Annotated in this window: 8 protein-coding genes; 6 read left to right on the top strand and 2 right to left on the bottom strand. The window is 70.0% G+C overall.

Going from position 1 to position 17,562, the window contains the following annotated elements; all coding sequences use genetic code 11:
- Nucleotides 1–70 precede the first annotated feature (70 nt).
- Nucleotides 71–1,321 carry a DNA cytosine methyltransferase gene (locus ACY34M_RS01520; RefSeq protein WP_462719205.1) on the top strand — a complete coding sequence of 417 codons (1,251 nt, stop codon included), beginning with the start codon at nucleotides 71–73 and terminating at the stop codon, nucleotides 1,319–1,321.
- Nucleotides 1,322–1,353: 32 nt separating this feature from the next.
- On the opposite strand, the gene ACY34M_RS01515 is transcribed toward ACY34M_RS01520, so the two are convergent.
- On the bottom strand, nucleotides 1,354–2,118 hold the full coding sequence (locus ACY34M_RS01515) for a hypothetical protein (RefSeq protein WP_462719204.1): 765 nt from the start codon (nucleotides 2,116–2,118) through the stop codon (nucleotides 1,354–1,356).
- Between the two features lie 266 nt (nucleotides 2,119–2,384).
- On the opposite strand from ACY34M_RS01515, the gene ACY34M_RS01510 reads away from it, so the two are divergent.
- The 5 genes from ACY34M_RS01510 (at nucleotide 2,385) to ACY34M_RS01490 (ending at nucleotide 12,975) form a co-directional block, all read left to right on the top strand.
- Nucleotides 2,385–2,684 carry a WXG100 family type VII secretion target gene (locus ACY34M_RS01510; RefSeq protein WP_033268020.1) on the top strand — a complete coding sequence of 100 codons (300 nt, stop codon included), beginning with the start codon at nucleotides 2,385–2,387 and terminating at the stop codon, nucleotides 2,682–2,684.
- Between the two features lie 77 nt (nucleotides 2,685–2,761).
- A complete protein-coding gene (locus ACY34M_RS01505) occupies nucleotides 2,762–3,076 on the top strand; it encodes a hypothetical protein (RefSeq protein WP_361121436.1) in 315 nt (104 codons plus the stop codon).
- Between the two features lie 32 nt (nucleotides 3,077–3,108).
- Nucleotides 3,109–3,807, top strand: coding sequence for a hypothetical protein (locus tag ACY34M_RS01500; protein ID WP_462719203.1), 699 nt, complete (start codon nucleotides 3,109–3,111; stop codon nucleotides 3,805–3,807).
- A gap of 85 nt (nucleotides 3,808–3,892) precedes the next feature.
- Nucleotides 3,893–8,422: an RHS repeat-associated core domain-containing protein gene (locus ACY34M_RS01495; RefSeq protein WP_462719202.1), complete on the top strand. Its 4,530-nt coding sequence runs from the start codon at nucleotides 3,893–3,895 to the stop codon at nucleotides 8,420–8,422.
- Nucleotides 8,423–8,496: 74 nt separating this feature from the next.
- Nucleotides 8,497–12,975 (top strand): DUF6531 domain-containing protein, encoded by a 4,479-nt coding sequence (locus tag ACY34M_RS01490; RefSeq protein WP_462719201.1) that lies wholly within the window; start codon nucleotides 8,497–8,499, stop codon nucleotides 12,973–12,975.
- Nucleotides 12,976–13,094: 119 nt separating this feature from the next.
- On the opposite strand, the gene ACY34M_RS01485 is transcribed toward ACY34M_RS01490, so the two are convergent.
- Nucleotides 13,095–17,486 carry an FtsK/SpoIIIE domain-containing protein gene (locus tag ACY34M_RS01485; RefSeq protein ID WP_462719222.1) on the bottom strand — a complete coding sequence of 1,464 codons (4,392 nt, stop codon included), beginning with the start codon at nucleotides 17,484–17,486 and terminating at the stop codon, nucleotides 13,095–13,097.
- Nucleotides 17,487–17,562: the final 76 nt, after the last annotated feature.

Below are 17,562 nucleotides of genomic sequence, written 5' to 3'. Positions count from 1 at the left end.
CCATCGAGCGTTGACGAGGTCGCTAGGATCGCGGCGCGACTGTCGTGGTCGCCGAGGGAAGGGCAGCTGGATGCACCGATGGACGTTCGCCGACCTGTTCAGTGGTGCCGGCGGAATGAGCTACGGCTTCCATACACACGGTGACTTCGAGTTGGTCGGGGCCGTTGACGCCCAGCTGGGCAAGCCCAGCAGCGGCAGGGGGTCGCTGGAGTGCAACGACACCTATGCCGCCAATATGAACGTCCAGCCATTCGAGGAAGACATCGCCGAGCTTTCCGGGGCCAGGCTTCGGTCGCTGCTGGACCAGCGGCTCGAGGGACGGGAACTCGATGTGCTCAGCGCCTGCCCACCCTGCACGGGCTTGTCCCGGGCCAATCCGCAGAACCACGTCGCGGACGATGCCCGGAACTCGCTGATCGGGAAGACCGCGGAGTTCGTCGCGGAATTGATGCCCTCCGTTCTCGTCATGGAGAATGCGCGCGAGATGCTGCAGGGCAATTTCCGCCATCACTTCGAGCAGCTCCGCGCGGACCTGAAGGACATGCGCTACAGCGTGCATGCCAGCACTCACATGCTCAACAGGTTCGGGCTGCCGCAGCAGCGCGAGCGTGCCCTGGTCATCGCGGTCCGTGAGGACAAGCAACTCCACACCCTTGAAGAGTTGTGGGGCGATGCGACGGTGAACCCGGAGGCCGTTTCGGTGCGGCGGACGATCAGCCATCTGCCTCGGATCGCGGCGGGCGAGCGGCATCCGGACGATGCCATGCACGTCTCCCCCTCCATCGGTACGGACGTCACGCGCAGGCGGCTCCAGGCGACCCCCCACGACGGCGGGTCCTGGCTCGACATGCGGGAGCACCCCGACGCCGACATCGTCCTGACCCCGGCCATGAAGCGGACGATCGCCGCCGGCAAGTTCGGCTCCTACCCTGACATCTACGGGCGACTGTGGTGGGACAGGCCGTCGCCCACGATCAAGCGGGAGTGCTCGCACTTCGGCAATGGCCGGTACTCGCATCCGGAACAGGACCGGCTCTGCACCGTTCGCGAGCTCGGCCTGCTCTCCGGGTTTCCGGAGGACTTCGTCTTCAAGGCGCGAGCGGTCTCGAACATGTACCGGCACATCGGCGATGCCGTACCGCCGCTCATCTCGCACCAGTTGGCGCACGTCGCCGAGTGGGTACTGACCGGGAATCAGCCGGAGCTGGGGAGTGTCGTACTCCCCGGGACCAGTCTCCGGGCGAGCGACATCGTGTCGCCGAGCGAACCGTCGAAAGAGGCGGTACCGGCACCGGTGCAGCTGGATCTCACGGCGGCCTGATTTCCGCCGCCGAGTGATCCCTCTCCCCTCGCCTACTCTTCCTCGCTCTCCGGAATCGTAGGAACCGTCCAGCTCGCGTGAGCCCGGCAGCGACGAAGCGAGATTCTGCTCAACGTCACCTTTTCCACGCTGCCGTCGAGCACCACTTTGCAGGCTATTCCGCCGTCGTCCCTGACGAGCGCGGAACTGCCGCCGTTCCTGGTACGTGGCGTGAAATCCTCCGGCCCGAGGTCGGCCACGCCGACCAGCAGGCTCTTCGGGATTTCCACCAGGTCGTAGCGAACGAGTACAGGGCTCACGGAAAATGCGCGCAGCGTGACTATTCTGTCGTACTCGTCCAGATGTCGAAGAAATCTCGGGACGCACTCGCGTGCAAAGTCACCGGGCGTCTCGCAGTCCCTGATCCAGCGGGCCTCGGAGAACTTCGACACCACAATGCTGGACTTGCTGATCTTCGCCGCCGCCTCGGTCTTCAGGGACCAGCGCACCCCGTCCACCGTGACATCGGCGCCCTGGAAGGTCTGGGATCGCGTCTTGGTCGCGTGGGCGCCGGAATAGCGAGCCGCGGCGATGAAGGCGTACTCGAACGAGACCTTCTTGAACTTTTCCTCCGACGTCGCGTGGTGGATCTTCAGACGGTTCAGGAAGTAATCACTGAATGCGCCGTCCACCAGATCCGAGGTCGGATCGACGATGGCCTCGCACGGCTGCCGCAGAGCCGCGGCCATCTCCTCGAGCATCTCCAACTGCGCGGCGCCCAGAAACCGCGCCTGCGTCATCAAATGATCCAGCGCCACTGCGATCCCCCCGAGTAACACCAATAAGAACGCAATGGGATCACCTGGCGGAGCCCTCAGTCAACCAACTTGACCGGCTGACACAGGACTTGGCTGGGGGCTTCGCCGGGCTGGAACCGCCGACGGTTCCCGCTGGCCAAGGCCACAGAGGGCAGTTTCGTCACCGTTCCGCAACAGGCATGAACCGCCTCGCCAGGTGCCCCGTAGACCCCGGTGTGCGCGGATCTACGACCGCGGGCGAACCGAGAACGAGAGAAGGAGCCGAGATGGCCGGCGGCAACATCAAGATCAGCCCCGACGAGATGCGCGAGGCGTCCACCTGGCTGCAGAACCAGAAGGAACTCATGCAGCAGAGCCTGCACGAGGCCAACACCAAGATGGACGAGATGGTCGAGGCGGCCTACGCGACGCCCGGTTCCGAGTCCAAGTTCCGCCCGTACTGGGAGGAGTACAAGAACGGCACCGAGAAGGCCATCGAGGGTCTGCAGGGTGTCAGCGAGTTCATCAAGCAGGTCGCCGACGCGTTCGTCGACACCGACGACCAGACCGCCGGCTCCATCGGCTGAAGCTCCCCCGCATCGTCCGGCCCCGCTCTCCCCTGTGAGGGCGGGGCCGGGCGGCTGGGACAGGAGAGGAGACACCGATGGGCAACATCAGCGTGCCTGTGCAGGACCTGAAGGACACCGTCAAGGAGCTCCAGAACATCGGGGATCTGATCGGGAACTCCGCGACGCTCTACAACGCCACCGGCGGCGCGGGGGACTTCAAGAGCCTGGCCGGCGACAGCACGCTCGCGGACGCCCTCGACGCGTTCGACAAGGCGTGGGTGGCAGGTCACGAGCGGGTTCACGACAACGTGAAGACGTTCGCCGACAACACGGACACGATCGCCGAGAACTTCACGCAGACGGACGACGAGACCGTCAAGTCGCTCGACGAAGACAAGCAGGACGCGTGACGGAGGAACGTCGCGCCGAAGGGAAAAGCGCCATGACGGAACCGACCACGGATCAGCCGGAGGCGGCCGCGCCCGCGGAATACAGCCTGAGGTTCCCCGATTCGTGGTGGCATCTCGACCTCGACCCGAGCACCCGGGACGCGTCGATCCGCCGCCGCATCGAGGCACAGGTGGAGAAGGCCCCCCAGCTCACCCGCGAGCAGGTGGACGGGCTGATCCGCAACACCCGGCGCATCGCCCGCGAGGCGCACGCGCAGGGTGCTCTGCGAGCCTCGGGAATGCTCAGGATCCTGCGCGCGGGCAGTGGCCCGCTGGTGCTCAGCGCCACCACGGTGGTGCTGCGGATCACCGTTCCGGAGGGCGAGTCGGAGGATCTGGCGGACCTCGTCATGGCCGCCGGCGTGCAGCTCGGCACCGATGCGGAAGGCACCGGTCTGCCGCCCGGCGAGGTCGAGTTGGTGGAACTGCCGCACGCCGGGGCGGCCGGGCGGATCTCCCGCGTCGAGGACGTGGACTACGGGGGGAAGCGGGTTCCCACCGCGGTGCGGCACACCCTCGTCCCGGTGCCCAATACCCACGACTACCTGGTGATCGCCAGCTCCACTCCCAACGTGGATCTGGCGGAGCAGTTCTACGAGGTCTTCGACGCGATCGCGGAGTCGCTCCGTTTCGGCGACTCGACAGACACGACGGACGCAGCCGGTACGGCCGACGCAGAACAGGGAAAGTGAGGTAGCGGCCATGGCTCGGCCTGCGGTGTCCGATTGGGAAGACGTCTTCGGGTTCTCGGACGACCCGACCCCGGGTGATGCGGACATGCTCGGGGATCTCGCCCGCCAGTACCGCTCCGTGGCGGACAATGCGGGCGATGCCCTGCCCCTTGTCTCCGGCCTGGAGAACAACCAGGTCGGCGAGGGCAAGACGATGGACAAACTCCGGGACAAGCTGGGCGACCTGGCCGAGCAAGTACGCAAGCTCCACAGCTCGTACGACCAGGCCGCCGGCGCCCTGGACACGTACGTGCACTCCCTGCGCGACCAGCAGCGCAACGCCGACAACGCCCTGGAGAAGGGGCGTGAGGCCAAGGACCGGCTCGAATCCGCCACCGATGTCGTCAAGGCGCTCACTGCCGACATCAGTCATCTCGACGGCGTCAAGCACCCGCCGGACGACAAGGAAGCCCGGGCCAGCACCCGCCGCGCCCTCGACGAGGCCCACAGCAAGCAGTCCTCCGCGCAGACCCGGGCCGACGACGCCCAGGCCGACCTCGACGCCGCCCGGATGCTCGCCGAGGACGCCCGCCAGGTCCGTGAGCAGGACGCCGCCGTCGCCGCCGGGAAACTCGACGACGCCCGCGACGAATCCGTCGCCGGCTACAGCCTCTGGGACAAGATCAAGAAGGCATTCAGTCAGGCCCTCGGCATCATCAGTGCCGTGCTGGGAGTCATCGCCCTCCTCGTGCCCGGCCTCCAAGGCCTCGGAATCGCCCTCACCATCGGGGCCGTCGTCGCCGGCGCCGCGTCACTCGGCATCAATATGTCGATCATGGCCGAGACCGGCGACTGGGACATCGGCGAGATCGTCCTCGGCGTCGTGGGAATGGTTGCCGGCGGTGGCGCGCTGCTCAAGGGCGCCGGGAGTATCGGCTCGGCCCTGAAGGGCGCCGCGCAAAACGGGCTGAACAAGATCGGATCGGCCTTCCGCATCAACGGCCGCGGCGGGGGCGTCAAGAAGTGTGCGACCGACCCGGTGGACGTGGCCACCGGCGAGATGCTGCTGCCGCAGACCGACCTGGACCTGGACGGTGTGCTGCCGCTGCGGCTGAACCGGACGTTTCTGTCGACGTACCGCTACGGGCAGTTCTTCGGGCCTTCCTGGGCCTCCACCCTCGACGAGCGGCTCGAAGTCGACGGCCGGGGGCGGGCGTTCTGGGCGCGTGAGGACGGGTCGATTCTGAGTTACCCGCGGCTCCCCTCGGCCGGCCCGGCGAACGACCTGGTGTTGCCCGAGGAGGGGGCGCGCCTGCCGCTGGCCGCCGAGGAGACGGCCGAGGGCGGGGTCGCCTACTCGGTCGCCGATCCGCACACCGGCATCGTCCACCACTTCACGGACCGCGCCACGGACGGCTCCGACGGCGACACCCGCGTGCACTGGCTGGTCCGGTGGCACGACCGGAACGACAACGAGGTGCGCATCGAGCGGGAGGAGGACGGATCGCCGACGGCGATGGTCCACTCCGGCGGCTACCGCGTGGAAGTGAATTGTCTCGTCGGGCTGCTCCTCGACGTGGCGGTCGCCACTCCCGAAGGACCCGTCGAGGTGATGTCGTACCGGCACGACTCGGACGGCAACCTCAGCCATGTCGTCAACTCCAGTGGCAAGGCGCTGGTGTTCGACTACGACGAGCAGCACCGCATCACCGCCTGGACCGACCGCAACGACTGCACCTACCGCTACGTCTACGACGACGCGCATCGCATCACCGAGACCATCGGTCCTGAGGGTTATCTCTCCTCGCAGTGGTCCTACGACCCCGTCGAGCAGCGCAACCACTACACCGACGCGTGCGGCGCCACGACTGTCTACCAGCTGAACGATCTGTATCAAGTCGTCGTCGAGACCGACCCGTTGGGCAACACCACCACGTCCGAGTGGGACCGCTGGGACAACCTCCTCGCCGATACCGACGCCCTCGGCGACACGATCCGGTACGAGTACGACCGGGCCCACAACCCCACCGTCATCGAACTCCCCGACGGCAGCCGGTCCACGGCGACGTACAACGCGCTGAACCTCCCCGTCACGATGACGGACCACGCCGGGGCGGTCTGGCACCAGGAGTTCGACGAGCGGGGCAATCTGACCGCCGTCACGGCACCGGGCGGCGCGACGAACCGGTTCACCCACCACGCGGGCGGCGCGGTCGCCTCGGTGATCGACCCGGTCGGTGCGCAGGCCTCGTACGAGGTGGACGGCGCGGGCCTGCCCGTCGTCATCGGCAACCCGGCCGGGGAGCGGTCGACGATCGAGCGCGACGCGTTCGGCCGGCCCACCGTCGTCACCGACCCGGCGGGCGCGGTCACCCGCGCGGCCTGGACCGTCGAGGGCCTGTTGGCGGAGCGGACCGCGCCCGACGGCCGGGTCGAGCGGATGACCTGGGACGGCGAGGGCAACTGCCGCGTCTCCACCGACGCCGCGGGCGGCATCACCCGCCACGAGTACACCCACTTCGACCTGCTGTCGGCCCGGACCACTGCGGACGGTGTCCGCCACACCTTCGCCTACGATCCCGAACTCCGCCTCACCCAGGTCACCAACCCGCAGGGTCTCACCTGGGACTACACCTACGACCGCGCGGGCAACCTGATAGCGGAGTCCGACTTCGACGACCGTGAAGTCCGTTACGAGCGCGACGCGTTGGGGCGGGCCGTGTCCCACACCACGCCGCTGGGAGCGGAGATCACCTTCCGGTACAACTCCGTCGGTGAGCTGGTGGAGAAGAACGTGGCGGGGGCGGTCACCTCGTACGCGTACGACTCGGCCGGGGCACTCGTCCGGGCGGTCTCCCCCACCTCGACGCTGGAGTTGGAGCGGGACGCCCTCGGCCAGATCGTGGCCGAGACCGTCGACGGACGGACCACCCGCTTCACCTACGACGTGCTCGGTCGGCGCATCTCCCGCACCACCCCGACCGGCGCCGTCAGCGAGCTGGGCTACGACGGGCGCGGGAACCGCGACACCCTCACCTCCGCCGGTCACCGCCTCGACTTCACCCATGACGTCGTGGGGCGGGAACTCGCCCGCGTCTGGGGCGCGTCGACCTCCCGGGCAAGCGCGAGCTCCCGGGGAAGCGCGGCCTCCGGGGTGAGCGCGACGACCGCTTGGGACGTGGCCGGGCGCTCGGTCTCCCACTCCCTCGTCGCACCGGGGCGCACCCTGCGCGAGCGGTCCTACACCTACCGGGCCGACAACCACCTGACCGGCGTCGCGGATCGTGCGACGGGCAAGCGCCAGGACATCGAACTCGATCCGGTCGGACGCCCGTTGACGGTCACCGCCGACGGCTGGACCGAGTCCTACGCGTACGACCAGGCGGGCAATCAGACGGCGGCCGACTGGCCCGCGAAGGCGCCCGGCGCCGAGGCCCGCGGCGAACGCACCTACGCCGGAACCCGTATCCAGGGAGCGGGTTCGGTCCGCTACGAGCACGACGCCGCGGGCCGCATGGTGCTGCGCCAGAAGCGCCGCCTGTCGAAGAAGCCCGACACCTGGCGCTACGAGTGGGACGCCGAGGACCGCCTCACCGCCTGCGTCACCCCCGACGGCGTCCAGTGGCGCTACACGTACGACCCGATGGGGCGCCGCACCGCGAAGTACCGCATGGCCGAGGACGGCGTGAGCGCCGTCGAGACCGTGCTGTTCACCTGGGACGACTCCAACCTCGCCGAGCAGACCGACACCACCACCGGCGTCACCCTCACCTGGGACCACGACGGCCACCGGCCTCTCACCCAGCTGGAGCGCAAGCCGCGGGGACAGGGCGAGTACGATTCGCGCTTCTTCGCCATCGTCACCGATCTCGTCGGCGCCCCCACCGAACTCGTCGACGAACAGGGCGACATCGCCTGGCGCTCCCGCACCACCATGTGGGGCACCACCGCGCACAGCCGCGGTGCCACGGCGGTGACACCCTTGCGTTTCCCGGGTCAGTACGAGGACCGCGAAACCGGCCTGTACTACAACTACTTCCGGCATTACGACCCGGAGAGCGGCCGGTACACGGCACCGGACCCCCTGGGGCTCGGCCCCGCCCCCAACCCGGTGGCGTACGTCGACAATCCGCAGTCGTTCAGCGACCCGCTGGGTCTGGTCAAATGTGACGAGCGGGACCCCACCTGGGGCGGGAAGGTCAGGTTCTCGAGCGACCGCCTCAAGCGCACCGGGAAAATGTCCGCCAAGCTCGACCCGGGCATGACGGGCGGCAAGACCAACGCAAGGCCCACTACCGAGCCGCCGGGTTGGCCAGGGGGAAAGACCCCCGACCCGATGAATCGCTGCCATCTGCTCGGCGCCCAGATCGGCGGCTCGAACAAGCACCCGCTGAATTTCATCACCGGGCACCGCCACATGAACAACCCGGTCCATTTGCACTACGAGAGGGCAATTCGCAATGCTCTTGATTCCGGAGAGGACATCAAATACAGCGTGACGCCCATTTACAAGGGGAAAAACCCCATCCCGTCCTACTTGAAGCTGGACGCCTCGGGGACCAACGGGTTCCAATTCACCCATCACCAGTCCGGCAGTCTCATTAACAAGGTGCTGATCCCCAACAAACGGGGGTAATAGCGCACGTCGAGGTTCTGAGAAAACTCGTAAGACTCAACGAAATTGAGGTTAAGGCCATGGTCCGGCCTGCGGTGTCCGATTGGGAAGATGTCTTCGGGTTCTCGGACGACCCGACTCCCGGCGATGCGGACATGCTCGGCGATCTCGCCCGCCAGTACCGCTCCGTCGCGGACAACGCGGGCGATGCCCTGCCCCTCGTGTCCGGCCTGGAGAACAACCAGGTCGGCGAGGGCAAGACGATGGACAAACTCCGGGAAAAGCTCGGCGATCTGGCCGAGCAGGTGCGCAAGTTGCACAGCTCGTACGACCAGGCAGCCGGCGCGCTGGATGTGTACGTGCATTCGCTGCGGGATCAGCAGCGCAACGCCGACAACGCCCTGGAGAAGGGGCGCGAGGCGAAGCAGCGGCTCGATTCCGCCACCGATGTGGTGAGTGCGCTCACCGCCGACATCAGCCACCTCGACGGCCAGAAGCACCCGCCGGACGACAAGGAAGCGCGGGCCAGCACCCGGCGCGCCCTGGACGAGGCCCACAGCAAGCAGTCCTCCGCGCAGGCGCAGGCCGATGACGCGCAGGCCGACCTGGACGCCGCCCGGCTGCTCGCCGAGGACGCGCGGCAGGTGCGTGAGGACGACGCGTCCGTAGCGGCGCAGAAGTTGGACGACGCGCGGGACGAGTCGGTCGCCGGTTACAGCCTCTGGGACAAGATCAAGAAGGCGTTCAGCCAGGCCCTCGGCATCATCAGCGCCGTCCTTGGCGTGCTGGCGATGTTGGTGCCGGGGCTTCAGGGTGTGGGGATCGCGCTCACGATCGGTGCGGTCGTTGCAGGTGCGGCCTCACTCGGCATCAATATGTCGATCATGGCCGAGACCGGTGACTGGAACATCGGCGAGATCGTGCTCGGCGTGATCGGCATCGTCGGGGGCGGCGCCGCCGCGCTCAAGGGGCTCGGCGGGATCGGGGCGGCGCTCAAGGGGCCCAAGCCCGGCGCGGTCAAGACGCCGGACGCCCGCGTCACGGGGCGCGGCATCGACAGGCGCACCTGCGCGACCGACCCGGTCGATGTGGCCAGTGGCGAGATGCTGTTGCCGGAGACCGATCTCGCCCTGCCCGGTGTGCTGTCGCTGGCCGTGTCCCGTACGTATCTGTCGAGCTACCGGTACGGGCAGTTCTTCGGGCCCTCCTGGGCCTCCACGCTCGACGAGCGGCTTGAGGTCGGCGAGCGGGGGCGGGTCGCGTGGACCCGTGAGGACGGGTCGATTCTGTTCTATCCGGGGTTGCCGGACACGGCAGGCGAGGGCGGTTCCGTATGGCCCGAGGAAGGGGTTCGGCTGGCGCTCGCCCGTGCCGCCGAGGACGGGGACACCTACCGTGTCACCGACCCGCACACCGGTGTCGTACGGACCTTCACCAAGAATCCGGATGACCCCAACGGGCTGTACTGGCTCGCAGGTTGGTGTGACCGGAACCTCAACTCCGTCACCGTCGAGCGGCTCGCCGACGGCACCCCCACCGCGCTGCTGCACTCCGGCGGGTACCGCGTCGACGTCCACTGCGTCGCCGGGCTCGTCCTCCAGCTCTCCGTCGCCACGCCGGACGGTCCCGTCGAGGTCATGTCGTACGAGCACGACGCCAAGGGCAACCTCACGCACGTCGTCAACTCCTTCGGCAGGCCCATGGTGTTCGGGTACGACGAGCGGCACCGGATCACGTCCTGGACGGACCGGAACCACTCCGTCTACCGGTACGTGTACGACGACGAGAACCGGATCACCGAGACCGTCGGGCCCGAGGGGTATCTGTCGTCGAGCTGGTCGTACGACCGCGACGCGCGGCGTTCGTACTTCACGGACGCCGAAGGCGCCACGACCGTCTACCAGCTCAACGAGCTGCATCAGGTCGTCGCCGAGACCGATCCGCTGGGCAATGTCGTCCGTTCCGAGTGGGACCGCTGGGACAATCTGCTGTCCCGGACCGACGCCCTCGGCCACACCACCCGCGTCGAGTACGACGAGCGGCACAACCCGACCGTCGTCCACCACCCGGACGGCAGCCGGTCCACGACGGCGTACAACGAGCTGAACCTGCCGGTCACGGAGTCGGGGCCCGACGGCAGCGTCGAGCGGCAGGAGTTCGACGAGCGGGGCAATCTCGTCGCATCCGTCGCGGCCGACGGCTCCGTGCACCGCCTCACCCGGCACGCCAACGGTGCCCTCGCCTCGCTCACCGATCCGGCGGGCGGCGTCGTCTCGTACGAGGTCGACGCCGCGGGGCTGCCCATGGCCGTCGACCGGGGGGACGGGACGCGGGAGACCGTCGAGCGGGACGCCTTCGGGCGCGTCGTCACGGTCACCGATCCGCTGGGCGCGGTCGTGCGCAACGAGTGGACCGTAGAGGGGCTGCTCGTGCGGCGCACCGGGCCCGACGGCCTGGTCGAGCGCATGACCTGGGACGGGGAGGGCAACTGCCGCTCCGCCACCAGCCCGGCGGGCGCCACCACCCGCTACGAGTACACCCACTTCGACCTGATCGCGGCCCGCACGGGACCCGACGGGGTGCGCCACACCTTCGGCTACGACCGGGAGCGGCGCCTCACGCGGGTCACCAACCCGCAGGGCCTGACCTGGGACTACACGTACGACGCCGCGGGCCGCCTGATACGCGAGTGCGACTTCGACGACCGTGAGGCCACGTACGCCCACGACGCGGCGGGCCGCACCGTCGCCCGTACGACGCCGCTCGGCGAGGAGATCGCCTACGAGATCAACGCCTTCGGCGACCTCGTGCGCAAGGACGTGGCGGGGGCGGTCACGTCCTACGACTACGACCTGTCCGGGGCGCTCACCCGGATGTCCTCCGCCACGTCGACGGTGGAGTACGAGCGGGACGTCATGGGGCGGGTGCTCGCCGAGACCGTGGACGGGCGGCGCACCGCGTTCGGCTACGACGTGCTCGGCCGCCGCACCTCCCGCACCACCCCGTCCGGCGTCGTCACCGAACTCTCCTACGACGAGCGGGGAAACCGGGACGGCCTCGCCGTGGACGGGCACCGGATCGCCTTCAGCCACGATGTCCTCGGCCGCGAGCTGGCCCGCACCTGGGGCCCGGGGTCCGTGGCCGCCACGACCAAGTGGGACCTGGCGGGACGCGCCGTCAACCGTGGCCTCGGCGCCGCGGGACGCACCCTGCGCGACCGGCACTACGGCTACCGCGAGGACGGCCTGCTCACGTCCGTCACGGACACGGTCACCGGCGTCGGCCGGCGGATGGAACTCGACCCGGCGGGGCGCCCGTTGACGGTCACCGCCGAGAACTGGACCGAGTCCTACGCCTACGACCAGGCGGGCAACCAGACCACGGCGACCTGGCCGGAGAAGGCGGGCCGCCCCGAGGCCCGCGGCGAGCGCACCTACTCCGGCACCCGCGTCCAGAGCGCGGGCGCGGTCCGCTACGAGTACGACGCGGCGGGCCGCGTCGTACTGCGCCAGAAGCGCCGCCTGTCGAAGAAGCCCGACACCTGGCGCTACACCTGGGACGCCGAGGACCGCCTCACGGCGTGCGTGACACCCGACGGCGTCGAGTGGCGTTACACGTATGACCCGTTGGGGCGCCGAACCGCCAAGTTCCGTATGGCGGAGGATGGTTCGACGGCGGAGACGGTCCGCTTCACGTGGGACGCGAGCCGGCTCGCCGAGCAGACGGACAGCACCACGGGCGTCACCACCACCTGGGACCACGAGGGCCACCGTCCGCTGACCCAGTTGGAGCGCAGGCCGCGCGGCAAGGATCCGAGGACGCAGGACGCGTACGACTCGCGCTTCTTCTCCATCGTCACCGACCTCGTCGGCACGCCCACCGAGCTGGTCGACGAGCGGGGCGACATCGCCTGGCGCTCCCGCTCCACCCTGTGGGGCACCACCAGCCGCAACCGGGACGCCGTCGCGCTGACGCCGCTGCGCTTCCCCGGCCAGTACGAGGACGCCGAAACGGGCTTCCACTACAACTACTTCCGCCATTACGACCCCGAGACCGCGCGCTACGCCTCCCCCGACCCGCTGGGCCTCGAACCGGCCGACAACCCGGTCGCGTACGTCCACAACCCGCACACCTGGGTCGACGTCCTGGGGCTTGCTCCGCAGACCTGCGCGTCGGAGGTGCCCGCCAACCGGCACCTCCTCACCAAGCAAGGCGCGTTCCGGGCGGCGTTGCGGGACCTGGGCATCGAGAAGCGGCAGCGGCCCATCAAGGTCGAGCGCGTGGACATGGAGAAGCCGAACAAGGAAAAGGTGAAGTGGCCGCATACGAAGTTCAACATGATGAAGGGGAGGGCCGGCGAAACAATCAAGACCAAGGAATTCCACTACGTACGCGACGACGGCAGCGAAGTGGTCATCCAGGACCACTCCGCGGGGCACATCTACGGCCGCGCCGACCGTGTCGGGGACGTGGGTCCGCACTTCAACGTGCGCCCCATCAGCGACACCCGCAACGGCAAGGTCCCGGGGACCGCGGAGCACTACGGCTGGGGCAAGCCCGGAGGCCTTGGCTGACCTGGACCGGCCATGTCGTCCGGTCGACGGCTGAGCGGAACCGCCGGACATGAGTGAGGGCTCCCGCCGAATACGTTGATCACGTTCGGCGGGAGCCCTCAACTCATCTGCGGATACGGTCAGTCCACCGCCGCCGGCAGCACCGTCTCCGGTACCTGGATCGTGCGCAGCACCCCGTCGCCGAGGTGCAGGATCGCCCGGCCCGCGGTGGGGGCGTTCAGGCGGCTGCGGGGGATCTTGACGCCGATGAGGTCGCCGTCGCTCATGTTCTGCGGCTTCAGGAGGAGGCCGCTGCGGTTGCGGCGGGCCTCCGTGTGCCAGCCGGAGAAGCCGGAGGACAGGCGGTCGGTCTGGCCCGCGATGATCAGGCCGCGGCCGTTCTCCGCGCCGGACTTGGCGATCTGGGTGAGGACCGGTTCGGCCTTCGTCTTCAGCAGCAGGTCGGCGTCGTCCAGGATCACCACGGCGCCCTGCGGCGCCGACCCCAGTACCTGTTCGAGGGCCGTCGGGTCGATGTCGGAGTCCTCGTAGACCGCGAGGACGCCGGGGCGGCCCGCGAGCCTGCGCAGCGGCGACCTGGCGGGCGCGCCGATGACGACGGGTGTCTTCGTCGACAGGAGCGACATCGCGAGCGTGGAGAGGACCGTGCTGCGGCCCGAGCGGGCGGGGCCGGAGACCATGAAGGTCGGCGTGACCGAGAAGTCCGGGCCGACCGCCGCGAGTTCGTCGCCGCCGACACCCGCGATGGCCCACCGCGGCGACGGCAGCCTGCGCGGCACGTACTGGATCGCCTGTTCCCAGCTGAGCCGGTCCGGCAGCGTGTCGACGCGGAACGGGCGGGTGGTGGGCGGCAGTTGGGCGGACTGTGTGCGGCAGTGTTCGGCGATCTGGTGGAGTGCGCCCGCCTGTGCCTGGCCCTCCGGGTTCTCCGTGAGGAGCGCGATCTGCACCTCCGCCTTGTCGGCGGCGCGGAAGGCGCGGCCCGGCGGGATCTCGTCGGGGACGTTGCGCTGCGTGATGCCGATCTGGCCGTACTCGGACTTCTCGTTGAGCTTGAGGACGAGCTTGTCCTCGGTGGAGCCGTTGACGCGGCTGGAGAACAGCGCGCGGTCGCCGGTCATCAGCAGGTGGATGCCGACGCTCGCGCCGTCGCGGAGCAGGTTCATGACGGAGGTCAGCAGGTTCCCGGAGTCGTACTCGCCGAGCTGCTTGTCGAAGACCTCCCAGCGGTCGATGAACAGCACGATGTGCGGGGGCCGTTCGGCCTCCGGCAGCGCGCGGCGGAGCTCCGGCAGGTCGGCGCTGCCGCGGGCAGCGAGCATCTCCTGGCGGCGGGTCAGCTCGCGGGTGAGGCGGGCAAGGAGCCGGGCGACGCGGTCGGGCTGGGTGCGCTGGGTGATGGCGCCGCAGTGCGGCAGTCCCTCGATGGGCAGCAGCGCGCCGTTGCCGCAGTCGATGCCGTACATGTGGAGCTTGTCGGCGGAGTGTGCGAGGGCCATGGCGCCTGCGATGGTGCGCAGCGTCTGGGACCTGCCCTGGCGGGGCGAGCCGATGATGTGCAGGTGGCCGAGCGTCGCCGGGTCGATGACCAGGGACTGCCGGGCCTGCTGTGCGGGCAGGTCCACGACGCCGTACCCGACGGGCGCCAGGTCGTAGTCCGAGGGCGGGGCCGGAGGGAGTTCGCCGGTGACAAGGGTCTCGGGCAGCGGCGGCAGCCAGGGGCTGTGCTGGGCGGGGATGCCCATCGTCCGGTCGGCCTCGCGGATCGCGGTGACGAGCCCGGTGAGGTCGGTCTCGACCTCGGCGGGCGCGGCGGCGGCGCGGGGGCGCGTCGGGAGCGGTTCGCCGAGCCGTTCCCAGCCGACGGCGACGGCCCAGGGCGCGGGCAGCGAGACCGTGGTGGCGCCGGGGCGCCGGCCGCCGACGCGTCCGGACTGGAACGGGACGAGGGAGTTCTGGCCGAGGCGCACGTAGGCGCGGCCGGGGTTGCTCTGCGAGATCGAGGCGGCCTCACCGGAGTTGAGGACGTCCTGGCTCTCGCCGGAGTCGGTGACGCGCAGCGCGATGCGCAGGTTGGTGTTGGCGCGGATCTCGGAGGAGACGACGCCGCTGGGGCGCTGTGTCGCGAGGATCAGGTGGATGCCGAGGCTGCGGCCCCGCTGGGCGATGTTGACGAGGCCCTTCACGAAGTCCGGCAGGTCGCGCACCATCGAGGCGAACTCGTCGATGACGATGAGGAGTCGGGGCATCGGGTCGTGGCCCGCCCTCGGCTCGCGCTCCAGGAGGTCGACGTAGTCCTCGATGTCCTTGGCGCCGACCGCGGCGAGGATGTGCTCACGGCGGGTGAGTTCGGCGGTCAGGGAGACGAGGGCGCGTTCGACGAGGTGGGCGTCGAGGTCGGTGACCATGCCGACGGTGTGCGGCAGGTCGACGCAGTCCTTGAACGCGGAGCCGCCCTTGTAGTCGACGAGGACGAACGTCATCGCGTCGGGGCGGTTCGCCACGGCGAGCGAGGCGACGATGGTCTGGAGGAGTTCGGACTTGCCGGAGCCGGTGGTGCCGGCGACGAGGCCGTGCGGGCCGTCGCGCTTCAGGTCCAGGTGGAACGGGCCGTCGAGGGAGACACCGACGGCCGCCCGGGTCGAGCGGCCCCCGGCCAGCCAGCGCGCCCGGATGCCCTCGGCCTGCGGCGGGTCGAGGGCGAGCACGTCGAGCAGTCGCGCGGAGGCGGGCAGCACCGCGGCCTCCTCGTCGCCGCCGCCCGGGTCGCGCAGCGGGCCCATGGCGCGGGCCAGCGAACGGCAGTAGTCCACGGAGACGGTGTCGGGGCGGATGCCGGTGACGGTGCCGCGGCCGGAGCGGCCGACGCGGACGGTGCCGCCGGGCTCCTCGGCGACGACGGCCTGGCACTCCTCGGGCAGCAGCCGCTCCTCGGCGTCCAGGCAGACGGCGCGGACGCCGACGGCCGGTCCGTCGCGCAGGATCTGCGTCACGCCGGGCAGCGAGCGCAGCCTGCGGGCGCCGTCGAGGATGACGAGCACGTCGGGTCCGGCGCTCTTGCCGCGCCGTTCGGCCGCCGTCGCCGTGGCGCGCTCGGTGATCAGCGCGGTGAGTTCGGCGACGCGGCGGGCACAGGTCTCGGTGCCGTAGCCGATGCTGGCCGGGGTGTCGCCGGACCTCTTGCGCACGTGCGGCAGCCAGCGCAGCCAGGACCAGCCGTCGCGGCCCTGTTCGCCGGTGGTCAGGAGGTGGATCTGAAGGTCGCGGGGGCTGTGCAGGACGGCGGCCTGGGCGACCGTCCAGCGGGCCACGGCGCGCGCGGCCGGGCCCTGTCCCGCGATGCCGAGGACGTTGTGCTCGCGCAGCGGGACCGTCACGGGGACGTCGTACGCGGTCCACGGGTCCTGGCGGCGGTGCTCGTCCTTCGTCGGGTCCTGGAGCACGACATCGGAGTCCATGTCGGCGGTTCCGACGCGCAGTTCGAGGAAGTCGGCGTCGTTCGTACGACGCTCCCACAGGCGGCGCCGGGGGCCGACGGCGGTCAGGACGACCTCGGCCGGGTCGGGGAAGCCACGGCGCCGGGCGGTGCGTTCGGCCGTCAGGGCCTCGCTCGCGTCGCCCTCGATCCGGGCCTTCTTCGCCTCGTACTCGGCGACGGTGTTGGAGTGCGACTGGCGGCCGCTGCGCCGGCTCACCACGTAGTTGCCGACGATCACGACCGGGGAGAGCAGCCCGAACAGCAGCATCGTCATGCGGTGGAGGGCGAACGCGCCGACGACGGCCATGACCAGCGGGGCCGCCGCGGCGATCCACGGGAGCGGCCGGGCGGCGAGCGGGGCGGGCGGCGAGGGCAGCGTGAAGCGGGTGATTCGCTCGGCGGGCCGCAGCCGCGGGGGCCGGTTGTAGTCCCAGCCGGTGCCGTCCTCGGAGGGCTGCACGGCGGCGTCGGGCTTCTGCGGCAGGGCGAGTTCGAGCAGGCAGTCGCCTACGAGGAGTTGGGCGCCGACCGGCCAGGCGGTCGACCCGGTGATGTCCTCGCGGTCCAGTTGCAGCGGGCTGTCGCCCGGCACCGAGGGGTCGGGCGCGACGTGGCAGCGGCCGCCGGGGCCCACCGTCAGGACGGCTGCCGGGCGGTCGGGAATGGCGCGCAGCACCTGTCCCGATCCGTCGTGGCCGAGCCCGATCCGGTACTCCCCCATGTCGATCCGGTGCACGGCGCCCGCGCCGGGACCGCCGACGGCACGGACCTCGACCAGGCCGTCGGGTTCGACGGCCGCGGTGCCGGCCGGGCGGCCGAGGCCCACGATGGCGGCGTGCTGGAGCGGCGCGTCCCGCAGCCGCATGTCGGCGGGCAGCAGCCGGTCGTCGGCGTACAGGCCGAGGCCCTCCGGCGGCCGGGGCACGCCTCCCGCCCCGGCCAGCGCCTCCGCGACAGCGCTCATGGGCGTGTCGGGGTCGGCGTCGAGGTGGACGTCGAACGCGTCACCACCCGCCTCGACCACGGTCAACATCAACGACACGAAAACGTCCTCCAGCCACGGTGAATGGGGGCCTGGGCAGCCGCGGTCGACGGCTCCCGTACCACTG

The sequence above is a fragment of the Streptomyces sp. EDA2-14 genome (assembly GCF_054963755.1).
The sequence above is the reverse complement of the archived record's forward strand: the minus strand, read 5'-3'. Positions and strand labels throughout refer to the sequence as shown.

Bases quoted from the DNA above. Each gene is read 5' to 3' on its own strand.
- ACY34M_RS01505 (WP_361121436.1), top strand. From the start codon at position 2,762: ATGGGCAACATCAGCGTGCCTGTGCAGGACCTGAAGGACACCGTCAAG.
- ACY34M_RS01500 (WP_462719203.1), top strand. From the start codon at position 3,109: ATGACGGAACCGACCACGGATCAGCCGGAGGCGGCCGCGCCCGCGGAA.
- ACY34M_RS01510 (WP_033268020.1), top strand. From the start codon at position 2,385: ATGGCCGGCGGCAACATCAAGATCAGCCCCGACGAGATGCGCGAGGCG.
- ACY34M_RS01520 (WP_462719205.1), top strand. From the start codon at position 71: ATGCACCGATGGACGTTCGCCGACCTGTTCAGTGGTGCCGGCGGAATG.
- ACY34M_RS01485 (WP_462719222.1), bottom strand. From the start codon at position 17,486: ATGTTGACCGTGGTCGAGGCGGGTGGTGACGCGTTCGACGTCCACCTC.
- ACY34M_RS01495 (WP_462719202.1), top strand. From the start codon at position 3,893: ATGCTCGGGGATCTCGCCCGCCAGTACCGCTCCGTGGCGGACAATGCG.